General features: G+C 60.8%; 14 protein-coding genes. 4 read left to right on the top strand and 10 right to left on the bottom strand.

Features of this window, described 5'->3' with window-relative positions; genetic code table 11:
* Positions 1-166: 166 nt before the first annotated feature.
* Complete coding sequence (locus BV034_RS13975; RefSeq protein ID WP_050027623.1) at positions 167-1,177, top strand: multidrug resistance efflux transporter family protein; 1,011 nt, start codon at positions 167-169, stop codon at positions 1,175-1,177.
* Between the two features lie 57 nt (positions 1,178-1,234).
* On the opposite strand, the gene BV034_RS13970 is transcribed toward BV034_RS13975, so the two are convergent.
* Entirely contained in the window at positions 1,235-1,699 is a 465-nt protein-coding gene (locus tag BV034_RS13970; RefSeq protein ID WP_050027622.1) for an Lrp/AsnC family transcriptional regulator, read from the bottom strand.
* Positions 1,700-1,813: 114 nt separating this feature from the next.
* Between BV034_RS13970 and BV034_RS13965 the strand changes: the two genes are divergently transcribed.
* Both BV034_RS13965 and BV034_RS13960 read left to right on the top strand, forming a co-directional pair.
* The gene (locus tag BV034_RS13965; RefSeq protein WP_050027640.1) at positions 1,814-2,569 is read left to right on the top strand and encodes an AzlC family ABC transporter permease; all 756 of its coding nucleotides are present in this window, start codon (positions 1,814-1,816) and stop codon (positions 2,567-2,569) included.
* Entirely contained in the window at positions 2,566-2,874 is a 309-nt protein-coding gene (locus BV034_RS13960; protein WP_265592979.1) for an AzlD family protein, read from the top strand. The genes BV034_RS13965 and BV034_RS13960 overlap by 4 nt, the downstream gene beginning before the upstream one ends.
* A gap of 57 nt (positions 2,875-2,931) precedes the next feature.
* Here the strand turns inward: BV034_RS13960 and BV034_RS13955 are convergent, their stop codons facing one another.
* Positions 2,932-3,153: a hypothetical protein gene (locus BV034_RS13955; protein WP_050027621.1), complete on the bottom strand. Its 222-nt coding sequence runs from the start codon at positions 3,151-3,153 to the stop codon at positions 2,932-2,934.
* Between the two features lie 295 nt (positions 3,154-3,448).
* Here BV034_RS13955 and BV034_RS13950 point away from each other — a divergent pair, with 295 nt between their 5' ends.
* Entirely contained in the window at positions 3,449-3,787 is a 339-nt protein-coding gene (locus BV034_RS13950) for a tRNA-binding protein (protein WP_050027638.1), read from the top strand.
* Positions 3,788-4,340: 553 nt separating this feature from the next.
* On the opposite strand, the gene BV034_RS13945 is transcribed toward BV034_RS13950, so the two are convergent.
* From BV034_RS13945 to murF, 8 genes are all read right to left on the bottom strand, one after another.
* Positions 4,341-6,242 (bottom strand): rhodanese-like domain-containing protein, encoded by a 1,902-nt coding sequence (locus BV034_RS13945; protein WP_265592978.1) that lies wholly within the window; start codon positions 6,240-6,242, stop codon positions 4,341-4,343.
* Positions 6,243-7,373: 1,131 nt separating this feature from the next.
* Complete coding sequence (locus tag BV034_RS13935; RefSeq protein WP_050027618.1) at positions 7,374-7,802, bottom strand: DoxX family protein; 429 nt, start codon at positions 7,800-7,802, stop codon at positions 7,374-7,376.
* A 389-nt stretch (positions 7,803-8,191) separates the two neighbouring features.
* Entirely contained in the window at positions 8,192-9,436 is a 1,245-nt protein-coding gene (gene murG, locus BV034_RS13930) for an undecaprenyldiphospho-muramoylpentapeptide beta-N-acetylglucosaminyltransferase (protein WP_050027617.1), read from the bottom strand.
* Complete coding sequence (locus BV034_RS13925) at positions 9,423-10,592, bottom strand: putative peptidoglycan glycosyltransferase FtsW (RefSeq protein WP_050027616.1); 1,170 nt, start codon at positions 10,590-10,592, stop codon at positions 9,423-9,425. Before BV034_RS13925 ends, murG begins: the two co-directional genes overlap by 14 nt.
* Before the next feature lie 57 nt (positions 10,593-10,649).
* Positions 10,650-11,705, bottom strand: a complete 1,056-nt coding sequence (locus tag BV034_RS13920) for a LysM peptidoglycan-binding domain-containing protein (RefSeq protein ID WP_050027615.1) — start codon at positions 11,703-11,705, stop codon at positions 10,650-10,652.
* A 22-nt stretch (positions 11,706-11,727) separates the two neighbouring features.
* Positions 11,728-13,101: a UDP-N-acetylmuramoyl-L-alanine--D-glutamate ligase gene (gene murD / locus BV034_RS13915; RefSeq protein WP_050027614.1), complete on the bottom strand. Its 1,374-nt coding sequence runs from the start codon at positions 13,099-13,101 to the stop codon at positions 11,728-11,730.
* Between the two features lie 19 nt (positions 13,102-13,120).
* Complete coding sequence (gene mraY, locus BV034_RS13910; RefSeq protein WP_081887802.1) at positions 13,121-14,260, bottom strand: phospho-N-acetylmuramoyl-pentapeptide-transferase; 1,140 nt, start codon at positions 14,258-14,260, stop codon at positions 13,121-13,123.
* A partial coding sequence (gene murF, locus BV034_RS13905; RefSeq protein ID WP_265592977.1) for a UDP-N-acetylmuramoyl-tripeptide--D-alanyl-D-alanine ligase occupies positions 14,257-15,076 on the bottom strand: 820 nt, incomplete at its 5' end. The genes mraY and murF, both read right to left, overlap by 4 nt.

Below are 15,076 nucleotides of genomic sequence, written 5' to 3'. Positions count from 1 at the left end.
GAGGCACCCTCCACGGCAATGCTTCGGATTTTGGATAGAGCGAGTGCACCGTGCCATGCTTCGGGTCAAACAGCCTCATCCCGCCGCCCCGTCCCAAGCGTAACAGATGCTTAATGCCTTCCTCCCGTCCCGCGCATCCCCCACATTCCGCCTCTGCCCCGTGCGCATGAAGGACGCCGCTCACGGACACGATCGCTCCCGCGCCCTGCTTGCCGTGGGCATCGCGCTCATCGCAGCGCTGTTTTTCACCATGACCTATGTGCTCAACCGCGTGAGCGCAACGGGCGGTGGGCACTGGGCGTGGACCGCGTGTTTGCGCTACTTCATCACGCTGCCGATGCTGCTTCCGCTGATGCCCTCGCAGGGTGGCATCGCTCCCGTGTGGCGCGCCATGATGGCCCACCCCTGGGCGTGGATTCGATGCAGTGTCATTGGCTTCCTCCTGTTCTACTGCCTCCTCTCTTTTGCCGCATCGAGCGGCCCTTCATGGCTGATCGCAGGCAGCTTCCAGTTCACCGTCATCGCCGGGATGCTCTGCGCCCCGTTCATCTATCGGGATAACCGCAAGCGCATTCCCCTCGCCGCAGTGGCGATCGCCATTGCCATCCTCGCCGGGGTGTTGATGATGCAGCTGGGTCACGGCAGCGGCCCTATGGATGCGGCCGCATGGATCGCTCTCATCTGCGTATTGATCTCCGCGGTGGCCTATCCCCTGGGCAACCGCCTGCTGCTGGTGCACCTGGAGCGCACGGGAGAGAGCCTCAACGCCACCCAGCGCGTCTTTGGCCTGACCCTTGCCAGCCAGCCGTTGTGGGGGCTCGTCGCAGTCTTCGCGTGGTGGCAGGCGGGCGTTCCTTCATCCGGCCAGGTGTGGCTTGCCGCCGGAGTGGCCCTGAGCGCTGGGGTCATCGCCACCATCCTCTTCTTTCAAGCCACCGGCATGGTCCGCAGTCAACCCGTGGCCCTGGGGGCTGCCGAGGCCATGCAGGCGGCGGAGCTCCTCTTTGCCATGGTGCTGGGCGTCCTCTTCCTACACGAGTCCTGGCCACAAGGCCTGGCGCTGGGCGGAGCCGCCCTGGTGACTCTCGGCATTGTCGCCTTCGCCATTCTCGTCGCCCGCCCTTCAGGGGAAGAACGCCGCAAGCTCAAAGCGCTGCGCAGTGATCGCGGAGCGTGAGCCGCCCCCGCCCCCTCTAGGTTATATCCTATATCCCGCTGGACCGGTCCAGTCCTGCTACGCCCCCACCGGCAGCTCGGCAGATGTCTTCACAATCTGCATGGGAATGTCCGTCTTGATGTTCCGCACCCCCTTGATGCGCCCGAGGTGTTCGATCTGAAACCGGCGATACGCATCCAGATTCGCCACCACCACGCGGAGGAGGAAATCACAATCCCCGGCCATCAGGTGGCACTCCACCACCTGCGGCATCTGGCGGACCTCCTCCATGAACCCGCTCGTAGTTTCCTCATCCTGGCCCGTGAGCCACACGCGGGCAAACACCGTCAACCCCAGACCAATCTTCGCAGGGTCCAACAGAGCCACGTAGCGCTTGATCACCCCGGCCTCCTCCAGAAGCCGTACCCGCCGCAGACAAGGGGATGGGGACAGCCCCACCTGCTTGGCCAGTTCGGCATTTTGCAGCCGACCGTCCCGTTGCAGCGCCGCCAGGATGCGTCGGTCGATGGAGTCCAGAATCATTGGCACAGCATGCCATTTCTTTGCCCTTATGCAATACAGCATGCCACTTTGACCCCTGCATTCAGGCATAAACGCAAGGATCTTTTGTCACCCTTCGATTATCCTGCCAACGCCATGCAGACCTGTGAAATCGCAGCCGCCCCCACCCAATCCGTCACGACCAAGTCGCACACCGCCAGCGAGTTCCAACGCGGCGTGTTCGCTTCCATTCCTGTGATGGTGGGCTTCATCCCCTTTGCCCTCGTGCTGGGGACCAATGCAGTGCAAAAGGGATTCACCACCCAGGAAGTGCCGCTCATGACCGGACTGAACTTTGGAGGAGGCTCCGAGTTCGCCGCCGTGGAGCTCTGGGGCTCGCCGCCCGCCCTCCTGGTGATCGTTGCCATCACCTTCCTCGTGAACAGCCGCCACCTCATCATGGGCGCGGCGTTGGCCCCTCATCTGCGTCACCTGCCAAGGTGGAAGGCCCTGCCAGCCCTCTTCCTAATGTGTGACGAATCTTGGGCCATGGGCCTGGCGGACACGCAGCGCCGGAAAAGCTCGAGCATGTTCCCCGCCTTCAGTCTGCCCTACTACCTGGGGCTATCTCTTTGCCTGTATGCCACCTGGGTCCTCTTCACCGCAGCCGGTGCCGTATTGGGCCCCCGGTTGGGAGACATCCGCTCCTACGGGTTCGACATGGCATTCCCCGCCGTCTTCCTGGTGCTGCTCAAGGGCATGTGGAAGGGCCTCCGCACAGCGCTACCCTGGATGGTGAGCCTGGCCGTGGCGATCACCACCTACCGGCTGATCCCCGGCGCATGGTATCTCCCCGCCGGTGCCGCCGCGGGCGTGGCCTTCGCTTGCAGGAACACGAGGTCCCCATCATGAACAGCGCCACCCTCCTCACCATCGGTGCCATGGCCGCTGTCACCTATCTGACCCGCGTCGGTGGTTATCTGTTTCTGCGGAACCGGGAGCTGGGAGCCCGCACGAAAGCCGTGTTGGAAGCCGCTCCCGGCTGCGTGCTGATCGCCGTGATTGCCCCAGACTTTGCGTCTGGAAATTCTGCCAATCTCATCGCGCTGGGAGTCACTCTCTTTGCCGCCACCCGCCTCTCCCTCCTGCCCACCGTCCTCATCGCGGTGGCCACCGCAGGCATACTGCGCCATGCCGCCCATCTGGGTGGCGGTTAAAGGCACAACCGCTGTGCAGGCCACAGACGCTCCGGCAGGATGCGTCCCGCCCTCACCTCAATACATCAGCCCACGACGGCCGCGGAACTTGTCATTCACGTTCTCACGCTTGTCCCAGTAGTCCTCCCTGCGATCTCCCGGTCCGCTGTAGTGGCGGCGGTCATAGCGATCTTCGCGACGATCATAGCGATCTTCCACACGATCCACGTGGCCTGCCACGCAGGAGGTGAAACAGGTGGCAGTGGTCAGGGCCAACAAGGCCAGCAGCAAAGCTTTCATATTGTTAAGTGGATGAGTTAGACGGAGTGAAACGAAGGCACCCTTGAGAGGCACAACTTGCCCCGGAACACCGGGCACATGAATGAAGGGCCGGGGAGCCTTCAATCTTCAGGCTCATCCACGACACTGGGTAATCGGATCGGGCAACCTGCATCGGCTGCATTTACTCGATCATGCCTCAAATCCTCTGAGGAGGAAAGCTTCCCCTCTATCCGGATTCCGAAGAATTCGCCCCCCGGCTTTCTTTGCCGCGGCTTGCACCGGTCCAGGCCGCGTTCACATTCCCACCATGGAAATGGAAACCATCGAATGGTCAGACTTCACCAAGGTGCAACTGCGCGTGGGCCGCGTCTTGAGCGCCCAGCCTTTTCCCCAGGCCAGAAAGCCCGCCTACATCCTCCAGGTGGACTTCGGCCCAGAACTGGGCGTGAAGAAATCCAGCGCCCAGATCACGGCTCTCTACACTCCCGAGAGCCTGGTCGGCCGCCTCGTCGTCGCCGTCATCAACTTCCCCAAGAAACAAATCGGCCCCATCCAATCCGAATGCCTCGTCACCGGCTTTCACAATGAAGACGGCCATGTCGTCCTGTGCGAACCTGATCAAGACGTTCCATTGGGCACGCGACTGCTGTAAGCGAGATACGAAAGTGATTCCCGCAGCCGCAAGAACCTGTCGGGATGAAAATGCCTCGCAACCCGGAGGGGCAGTTCTCAGGTTCGGCGAAGCCGCTCCTATCTCCTTCCCATAATTGAACCTGCCACCCCCGGATGTTCTCATCCAAACAGGTTCCAAGGCGTCACCATTGACACCTCATTGAGACGCCTGTCTGACCTCCCCCCACAATTGGGTGGAGCCCCGGTAACGAATTGTGCGCAGTTATCGTGCGCCTATCTTATGGCATGCGGATATACACTGTCATCTTCATCAACGGAGACCGGAAAATCTACCAGGCAGATCGTCATGTTACCGGCAGGGATGCCTTTGTTCTGCTTCGCCAGAACGGGGAAAGACTGATCTTCCCCATGAGGGATCTTAGAGGCTGGCAACTCGTATCCACATCGACACCAGCCGCTCAACCTGTCGGCTGAGTCGAGGCATTGACCATGGAGCACCAGGCTGCGGCCCTCTGGTCACCTGCATTTTTTCACTGCCTTCATCGGGAAATGTCGAGCCACCCTATTGGGCCTCATTTTTCCCAGCGCACCCTTCCCACGCCTCCTCGCGGCGTGCTCTTGGGGTAGTCTGGATTCACCTGCTGATCCTTCGTCTGAACCAACGCCGCCGCATCCGGCACCGGCTGCTGGTTCACCCTCACCGCTTCCAGGTTGAAGCCTTTCACCGTGATGTCGCGATCCGGTGAAAAGATCTCCACCCAGCGCGCAGGATCCGGTCCGTGCCGGTAAGTGGCAGACATGGGACCCACCTCCACCAGCTTGAACGCAGGCTCAGGCGTAAACAGCAAATCCACGTCCTCGATGAACAGCCCCTCCACATCCGCGGCGATCTGAACCACCGCGGGTCGCGTGAATCGGAGCTGTCTCATCGTCACATTCTGCAATTTCCCCACCGCCACGCTGAAATCTTTGTCTCGTCCCATCTCCAGATTGGGCTGGTCGTATAGCTTGAACTCTCGAATGTCCGTGAGGTCTCGCAACACCACATCGCTGATCAAACACTCCAAGATATCCCCATTGGAAAAGCGCTTCACCCCAGGCAGCATTCGGATGGCATCCGTCGCCTTGCTACCAGTTGGCGCACCCGTGACTTTCTCCACCAACACATTCTGAATGGGGCCAAACGTCGGCGTGTAGTTGCGCCATTCCCAGGCATTGAGCGCCACAAGATCATCATGGGTCACTCCTGAAATGCCCCGGATCACGCCGTACCGGGCGGGCCCGTTTACATGCACCCCATCCCGCCCATTTTCCTCGAACTTGATGCCTTCCACATGGAACTGGTTCACATTGCCCAGATGCACGCCAAAGGACCGGCAGCGACGGATGACCAGGTTCTTCACCACCAGCCTCCGCACATTGCTGAACAGCAGCGTCCCGTTGCAATTCGGCACCGTGTTGGCCGCATCAGAGCGGCCCGCACGATTGCCGTTCATGCTAGGCACCCCCACCGCCAGCGTGGTCCAGATGCCGCCTTCCACACACAGATCGTTGTCGGACGCCAGCCCCTCCGGCACGGGACGGTCGGAGAAATCACGGATGCTCCGGTTGCGCACCATGCAGGAGTTCACGCCCGGTTTGAGCCGAATCTCCGCGTCAGGTGCCGCATTGATCGATTGACCGGATGACAGCACCAGCGGCGCATCCAGGTAGTACGGCTCTTTCCGGCCCGGGATCTCCAACCGCCCATGCTTCTCAATCGCCGCCTGAAACGCATCCGTCCAGATCTCTGCCGTGACCTCTCGAACCTCCACCCCACCCTTGCCATCCGGCCAGTCCTCCTTCCACGTGCCCGTCCGCACCAAGGCACTCAATTGCGGATCCTTGGTCACAGAAGTCCCCTTCTCGAACTTGATCACCGACTGATTGGGATTCACCACAGGGTCCAACTCCCACACATTCCGATACCCGTAGATATAGAGCGTGATGTAAGTAGGGATATTGAGACCTGCGTTCGGGAATTTAGGAGGGTCAAACTCGGCCGGGAAAAGGGACTTCGGATCCCCGACAAACGCGGGTTCATCAGGCAGATTGTTCCGGCAGTAGATCAGGATCCTGGTCGATGTGTCAGGAAACAACCGCCGCAGCGTTGCCTCTGCCATCTCCGTGTAGGGCAGGTTCATGCTGCCCTTGATGCGCAACCGGTCAAAATGCGCCCTGCTCCTCGCATCCAGGATGACCGTCTTCTCCTCTTTCGCCATGCGAACAAACTCCGCCTCATTGACACGACGCGTCACCCGCAACGCCTCCGCCTCATGCGCCGCTTTGAGAAATGATGTGGAATCGCTGGAAGCCCCTGTTGGGATCACTGGCGGCCGCTCCCCTACCTTGGGCGGCTCATCTGCCCGCAGGTGACTGGAAGCGAAGGCCAATAGCAACCCCACCCCTATCAGAGCTCGAGAAATCCGCATCATGGACAAAACCATGACGGCAAAGACGAATGGCGGCAAGTCCCAAGCGCGAGGGCGGATGGCGAGCGCGGCGATCTCGAAGACTCTCACGCACAGATCCAAGCAGTCAGCCAAAGCTCTTCCTCGAAGAGGTTGCGACGACAAGCCCAACGTTGGCGAGCCTCAAGCGAGTCTACGTTGGGTGAGTAAGATATCGAGCTCTACTCCGAAGGAGTTTCGGCGGTCTGGTTCGTTGCACGCATGCTTCAGCCGCGCCGCGCAAACCCCTCGGCAGAATCAGCGTTGGGTAGATGGGCACCTTCTTGCCTGCTCCCACCCTACACCGGAATATTTGTGCCTGCCAAGGAACCTCGCGGTGGTGAAACGTGGTCTGACCGTTTCTCAAAATGGCCTTTGCCTGGGAAGCTCGGGGAGCGCACGCATCCCTGCGTGCTGTTCGCGGCATCTTGCCGCGAATATCAGGCAGCGCATGACATCGCATCCGCCTTACATGGAGGCGTTGATGGCAGAGGAGAGAAAGCGGATGCTGTCGGCCTCCCCACCTGATCATCCTCCGCGGAGGTACCCAACGTTGACTCGCTTAGGGCTCGTCCAACGTTGGGCTGTGTTAAAGATCCCCGCTGGGGATCAACTTCGAACTGAGAAGGGCACCTCCAGGTGGTTCCTTGGCGGCCACCCACTCGCTCAGTCGAAGTTCTTCCTCGAAGAGGATGGGGCTACAAGCCCAACGTTGACGAGCTTCCAGCGAGTCTACGTTGGGTACGGGTGTTGGAGGTTTTTACTCCGAAGGAGTTGTGGCGGTCTGGGAGCCTTTCGCATCCAAGGCTCCTTGGCAGGCACTAACTGAAGCGTCTACGGCGTACGTCTTCTCTCTAACTCATCCAGTTTCGACAGACCCAGTCACTCCTCCATCTAGCGTACAACGCACTCCTGTTCCCAAGGAGCGGCGGTTTGTGCTTGCACAACCGCCGAGGGAAAACGGAGCGATCAAACACCCAATTGCCAGCACGCGATGCTGCCCCACTAAGGCTGATCTGCCGGTTTGGAAGCACTTCAACTCCGGCAACCTCCGGCGGTTGTGCAAGCACAAACCGCCGCTCCTTGGGGGCCACAAACCTACTCGTGGTTCAGTGCTCACCCCGGCCGCACCACCGCCGCCAGCATCGGGTAGTACACCCGGCGATAACACCAGGCCAGATACACCTCCATGGCCGCAAAGAAGAGCGCGATGATCGTCCCCTCCGGTGCAGCAAAGACATGGAAGGCCACGATGTTCACGATCATCGGAGCCAGGAACGCCAAGGCCAGCGGCACAAAGCGATTGATCAGCAGCAACACCCCGGACACCAACTGCGTCCCCGCAATCAACGGCATCATATACCCGGATCCCATGAGGCCCGTGAACAGGGCCATCGCGGGCGCTGGCATGGGGGTGTCCGGCCTGGGGATGAAGTCAAGAAAGCCATTGAGGCCAAAGACCGTGAAGCCAAGTCCATAGAAAAGACGGACGATGTGGGGAGCGATGGCTCCGAAGCCGCGCTTGGTTTCGCCATTTGCATTCATAAGGCAGATCGTTGAGTGGAGTTAATATGGGTTGGTTGCTCTTGGTGACTACTTCGACGCGGCGGCCCTTGCGGACGCCACAATTCGACCCCGAAGGTTCGTCATTCCATCCCCTTGACGATTGGGGCGGGTCCAAAAGGACAAATCGGCGGAGAAAAGTTCAAGCTACGAAGCTTCTCTCGTTCTCTTGGGTCGCGCTCTACAGAGACGAGCAAGACACAGCACTCCCCAAAGCAGCAAATCTTGCCGCACTCCTAAAAATCCCGCAAGCAGGATCAGGTAGAGGCCACCCTCAGTCCTCAGCCTCACCTCCCAATCCCAATCCTGTTAATCCTTAAAAATCTTGTCAATCCTGTCTCAAAGGGCCACCCCTTCACCCCTGACCCCCATCATTTCCCCATCGCCATCTCTTCCACGATATTCGCGATTTCCTCTGCCGCACTGGCGTGGGAGATCGCCTTGGCCGCGGCTTTCATGTTGGCCGCCCGCTGGTCATTGGTGGTGATCTCACGCACCACGCGAATCAGCTTCTCTGGAGACAGATCGAGCTCCGGCACCATGATGCCGGCCTTGGCCTCGTGGAAGATGCGGGCGTTCAGCGTCTGGTGATCATCTGCTGCATAGGGGTAAGGCACCAGCAGGCTGGGCACCCCGAAGTAGGCGAGCTCTGCCAGCGTGGAAGCACCACTGCGGGCCAGGGCAATATCGGCGATCTTGTACGCCAGCTCCATGCGATGGCAGAAGGCGGCGATATGAGAGTGCAGTTTGATCTCCTTGCCATCATAGGCGTCCGAGACCTCCTGATAATCGCCCGGCCCCGTGATGTGCAGCATCTGCACGCCCAGGGCATTCAGTTCATCCAAGGTATGCGTCACCGCGTTATTGAGGCCGCGCGCGCCCTGGCTGCCACCGATCACCAGCACCGTCTTGCGGTTGGGATCGAGGCCAAAGAAGGCATACGGATCCTCCTGGGTCTCCTCCGCCGCACGACGGAGCGCGCTGCGGACCGGGGTTCCCACGATGCGGGTCGCCTTCTCCTTGGGAAAGTACTTCGCACACTCTTGAAAGCCCAGCAGCACCGTATCGCAGAACTTGGCGGTGAGCTTGTTGGCCTTGCCCGGGATGGCGTTGGAATCGTGAATGAGCGTCTTGATCTTGGCGCGACGACCGGCAAGCACCGGGGCGAAGGAGGTGAAGCCCCCCATGCCCAGCACCACCTGCGTGTCGTGCTCACGGATCATCGCCTTGCACTGCTTCAGCCCGTTCCACACACCCAGCAGGAACTTGGGCATCTGCAGAGACAAAGGCTTGGGCATGGCCAGGAAAGGCATTTTTTCGAATCGCAGAGAAGCGTGCCCGCTCGAGGCCAGGGCATCGATCTTCTTCTCACTGATCAAAAGGATCACGTCATGTCCGCGGGCCTGCAACACCTCACCCACCGCGATGCCCGGGAACAAGTGCCCCCCGGTGCCACCGCAGGCGATGATGATATGACGGCTCTTCCAGGGCGACTGGCTGGAAGTAGGCGTCGTGGTGCGGGATTTCGTTTGCGGCTTCGCGACGGCAGTCCCTTGAACTTCACTCTGAACGGGAGGGTTCTTGGACTTCTGGCGGTTTTTCTTATAGCGAGCCATGGGAGACCGCAGTCATACGACGACGCCGTATTTCGAGCAAGTCCTTCTTCCGTTCGTAAGGCGTTTGACGGTAGATGTTAATGAGAATTCCGATGCCAATCATGCGGAAAACAAGGCTGGATCCACCGTAGCTCACGAAGGGCAAAGGCAGCCCCTTGTTGGGCAGCAGAGCGGTGGTCACCCCCATGTTCAGCAGGGCTTCCAGGGCAATCGTGAGCGTGATGCCAAAGGCCAGCAAGCGGCTGAAACGATCCGGTGCCCGATGGGCGATGCTCATGCCTGCCGCGATGAGCAATGAAAAAGTGATCACCACGAAAAGCGTGCCATAGAGGCCCAGCTCCTCCCCCACCATGGGAAAGATGAAGTCCGTGTGCGCTTCCGGGAGATAGAGCATCTTCTGCCGGCCGTTGCCCAAGCCCACGCCCTCGACGCCACCGGAGCCAAAGGCGATCAAGGCCCGCCACTGCTGCATGCCCAGTCCCTCTTTGTATTTCTCCAGATCCAGGAAGGCAAAGATACGCTCCACACGGTTGGGCATGAACTTGACCACCCAGGCCAGTCCGCCCAATCCGGCCCCTAAAATAGGGAGCAGGTACAGCAAGCGGGTGCCCGCCACGAACATCATGCCGCCACCCAGTGCGCCAACAAGCGCCGCACTGCCCAGGTCCACCTCGCCAGCGATCAAGGCGACCGTGACAAACACCATGCAGCCTGGCATCAGGAACCCCTGCTTGAACTCCCGGGTCAGCGGCTCATGCCGGGTAAACCACCCCGCCAGCAAGATGGCCACGGCCAGCTTTGCCAGCTCAGAGGGCTGCAAATTCGGCCCGCCGATCCCGAGACGCTTCAGGCTGATCCAGCGGGCGGCCCCGTTCACCTCATCGGCAAAGAAGGGCACGTAGCACAGCAGGAGCGCCACCACCGTCACGCCAAAAATCTTCCACCGCAGGCGGTAGAGCCGCGGATAGGCGATGAACGCCATGACCCCGGCAGCAAGCACCCCGATCCCCAGACGAATGATCTGGCTGCGCAGCGTGAAATACGCCTCCCCGCTCGTCTCATCCAAAAAGTAACTCGTGCTGGCCAGCATGACCAGGCCGAGCGCACTCAGCATGCTGACGGCAAAGACGAGAACGTAAACACTGGCTCGACCCATGGAGAAAGGGAAAGGGAGGGAATGAAAGGGGCGCCTTTTGGGCGCCCCGCAGATTGGTTATTTGGCTGGAATCTTGATCGCCATGCCCTTTTTCAGGCGGCTGGGATTCGTTCCCGGGTTCGCCTTGATGAGCTCGTTGACGCTGATCCCGTTCTTCCGGGCGATCGAGTAGAAGGTGTCCCCTCCCTTGATCTCGTAGGAGCGGCCACCGCCCGTCGACGCTGCCGGAGCGGGCTTCTCTTTCGCCGTCTCCGCCACCACGGGAGAAGCTTTCGGAGCAGGCTTCTCCTTGGGCGGAGCTTCCTGCAGCTTCACGGGCGAGACCGGGATGGCCTTCTGGGTGGAACCACCCGAGCCAGCTTTGCCAGCAGGCGGGGAATCTTCCAGCTTGACCGCACGGGTCTCTGCAGGAGGAGCGTCTTGCAGAGTCACTGGCTTGGCCTTGATGAGGGTCGGTGCGGGATGCGACTCGCCAGACTTGCTCTTGCTACCAGAGGAATCCGCCACCACGGCCGCCTTGAAGGATTCAGGCTGCCCTTTGCCAGCCTTGCCGCTCACTTCTTTGGCCGCAGCCACGGTCGTTTCGTGACTGGTCTGGCCCGATGTCAAAGCCACTGCGGCCGCAGGAGCAGGCACTTCATTGGCCACTTCCTTGCGCAGCGGGAGCTGGAGACGGCGGCTCACATAGAGCTCGCCGTTCTGATCCAGCTGGTTCAGGCGGATGATTTCCTCCGTGGTCGCCCCCGTCGCGTCTGCGATGGACTGGACCGTGTCACCGGAGCGCACCTGGTACTCGGAAAGCTCACTGCGCTTCACCGTCGATCCAGTGCTTGACTCAGCGGTGTCGCCAGGGAGAGCAGGCGCAGCCTTGCCCATGCCGGTTGCGACCGGCACCTTGGGCCGGTCAGAGACGATATTGTACAGCACGATCGCCCCGATCAAAAACACGTGGAGCAGCAGCAGAAACACGAACACACGGCCGAGGTTGCCGCTCTGCTCTCGCTCCGTCCAATCCGCCTGATCCCCGTTCTCCACCGCAGACACATAATGCCTGCGGAAGCTTTCCGACGCAAAGAGGCGCCGCGTGGGTGAGAGGTTGGATTTGTCATTCATAAGCGTCTCTCCTCGGCGGAGTTTAATTCAAAACGGGGGTGGGCAAATTCAAAACTGCATCCCGGAACACATTGCCGCGCTCTGCATAGCCGCTGAACATGTCGAAGGAGGAAGTTCCGGGTGAAAATACGATGGATTGTCGCGGGGCGGCGAGCTGGGTGGCGATTTCTACTGCGGCCACCACACTGGGAGCCTGCCGACAGGGCACCAGGTCCGAGAACAGGGCACTCAGTTTGTCGGCAATCTCTCCTATGGTTACCAGAGCAGTCACCTTCTCCGTAATTAAGCTTCGGAAAGGTGAATAATCAAGACCCTTCTCCTTTCCGCCTGCAATTAGTACCACCGGTGCGTCCTGAGATTTCAGGCAAGTCTCCAGGGCGTGCAGGTTCGTCGCCTTGGAATCATTGATATAGGAGCGGCCGTTCACCACGCTGACCAGCTCGCAGCGGTGCCGCGCTGGCTCGTACCCGCTCAGGGCCTCCAGCATGTCTTCAAAAGGCAGCCCCATCACCCAGCCTGCCGCCAGGGCCGCCATCTGGTTTTCGATGTTATGGCGCTCATGAAGCGGCAGGTCTGAGACCCGGGCAATCTTCTCCCCTCGGAAGAGGATCCGGTCGTGGTAGAGCATGAAGTCCGCCTCCACCTCCGGCTCCGTCGTGAAGGTCACCACCCGGGGCAGGAGTTCCCCCAGAGGCTCCCCCGCCCGGATGATGGCGACATCATTGGGCGTCATGTAGTCGAAGATCCGCTTCTTGGCCGTAAAGTAAGCCTCGTTGTCCGGATAACGGTCCAGGTGATCCGGCGCGAAGTTCAGCCACACTGCCACCCGCGGGCGGAAGCTCGTGATCGTCTCCAGCTGGAAGGAACTGACCTCCACCGTGAGCAGGTCATACGTCTCCCCGCTCACCGCCACCTCGCTCAGAGCGTGGCCGTAGTTCCCACAGGCGATGGTGCGGTGACCGCAGCCATTGAACATCCGCTCCATCAGCTCCGTCGTGGTCGTCTTCCCGTTGGTGCCCGTGATGGCCACCGTCGGGACCTCCTTGATGGGTCTCCAGGCAAACTCGATCTCCCCCACCAGCGGTACGCCCGCATCGGTGAAGGCCTTGGGCAGCGGCCAACTGGCATCGAGCCCGGGGCTCGTCACCACCAGGCTGAAGGGCCTCTCCGCCACAGCCGCCTTCGCCGCCTCAATGCCGAGGCGGCATTCAATACCCTCATCCGCGATGGCCTGAACGGCCTTCTGGAGCTTTACCGGATCCCCTTCATCGAAGATGACGGGCACCGCTCCGAGTTGTCGGGCGAGTCGGGCAGCGCCTAGTCCGCTGCGGCCGGCGCCGAGGATGGCTACATGCTGATTGGCAAGATCGAGGTCGAGGTCGGAACGTGGGTCCATGGGTGGGAGAGGCCGTGAATCAACGCAGTTTGAGAGTCGCCAGGCCCACGAGGGCCATAATTAACGACAGCATCCAAAAACGTACCACAACCTGGCTCTCCTGCCATCCCCCGAGTTCAAAATGATGATGGATGGGAGCCATGCGGAAAATGCGGACCTTGCGCAGCTTGAAGCTGGCCACCTGGAGCATCACGGAACCCGCCTCCATGACGAAGACGCCACCCACGATGAGGAGAATCAACTCCTGCTTGCAGCCGATCGCCAGCGTGGGGATCGCCCCGCCCAGGGCCAGGGAACCGGTGTCCCCCATGAACATGCGCGCCGGCTGGCAGTTGAACCAGAGGAATCCAAAACACGCCCCCACCAGGGCCATCGCCACAATGGTGAGCTCATCCGCCAGGTGAAAGTATGGGATGAGCAGGAACTTGGCGAAGTTCACATTGCTGGCCAGGTAGCAGAATCCCGCGTAGGCGAGACCCGTGCTGATGGAGCATCCCGTCGCCAGTCCGTCCAGACCATCCGTGAGATTCACCGCATTGGAGAAACCCACGATCATCAGGGAGAAGAAGATCACGGCGAAGAATCCCATGTCCAGGATGAGCGGCTCCTTGAAGAACGGGATGTAGAGGCTGCGATACGTCACCACCTGGTTGTCATAGGTCACCCCGCCCGGCAGCCCGTAGGCGAAGATCCAGGAGACCGCGATCGCGACGGCGAACTGCCAGACCAGCTTGGTCTTGGCGCTCACGCCCTTGGAATTCTTCCTCGCGACTTTCTCATAGTCATCCCAGAAGCCCAGCAGTCCCAGCGCCAGCGTGGTGCCGAGCACCATCCAGACAATCGGATTCGCCCAGTCTGTCCAGAGCAGGACAGAGAGGGTGAAGGTGGCCAGCATCATGACCCCGCCCATGGTGGGCGTGCCCGCCTTCTTCCCGTGCAGGTCGAAGAGCTTCTGCACCTCTTCCTTCGAGCGGATGGGCTGCCCCACTTTCAGGGAGATGAGCTTCCGGATGACGCGCTCTCCAAACATAAGGGAGAGCGCAAAAGCCGTCAGACAGGCCCCGCCAGCGCGGAAGGTATGGTAGTGCAGGAGGTTGAGCAGGGAGGAGAGCAGCGTGTCTCCAACGGAGTTCCGAAATTCAGCGAGCCAGTGTATCATGATGCCGGGTTGTCGAGATGTGTGAGCACTTGCTCCATGCCAGCAGAACGGCTTCCTTTCAACAAAACCGCATCACCTTCGTGCAACCATTCGGTGAGGCAGGCAGCGACGGCGGCATGAGATGAGAAATTTCTATAGTCTCCCGATCCACCCGAAGCATCTGCCTGGGAGGTGATTAGGGCAGCTTCTTCACCCACGCTAAAGACCGCGTCCAAGCCCAGCTCAGCAGCATACCCCCCCACCTCCCGGTGGCTGGACTCTGCATGCGGCCCCAGCTCGCCCATCCGGCCCAGCACGGCCACACGGCGCCCGGGAATCTTGAGGCCCGCCAGCGTCTTGAGCCCGGCTCGCATGGAGTCGGGATTCGCATTGTAGGAGTCATCCAGCACCGTGACCCCGCGCCAGGATTTCACCTGCACCCGCCCTTTGGTCAGCTGCACCTCGCCCAGCGCTGCGGCGATCTCCTGCGGCGTCACGCCGAAGTGCCAGCCCACCGCCGCGGCGAGCGCGGCATTGCCCACCATGTGTTCCCCGGGCACGGGCAGGTGGACATCCACCACCACGCGACCGTCAAAGTTCAGACTGAAGAAGGAGCCCCGGGCGCCGCTCTCCGTGAGCGTGGCCACCACGTCCCCTTCCCCCACCCCAGCCAGGACGACACGCGCATGACTGCGGGCGGCGATGGAGGAGGAGAAGTCATCATTGGCATTGAGCACCACCACGCCACCGTGCGGCACGGCTTCAGCCAGCGTGCCCTTCTCTTGCGCAATCCCCTCACGGGACCCCATGTACTCGATGTGGGCCACGCCGATGTTC

This window comes from Verrucomicrobium sp. BvORR034, from assembly GCF_000739635.1.
Taxonomy (GTDB): domain Bacteria; phylum Verrucomicrobiota; class Verrucomicrobiia; order Verrucomicrobiales; family Verrucomicrobiaceae; genus Verrucomicrobium.
This window is presented reverse-complemented; position numbering and strand designations above follow the sequence as displayed.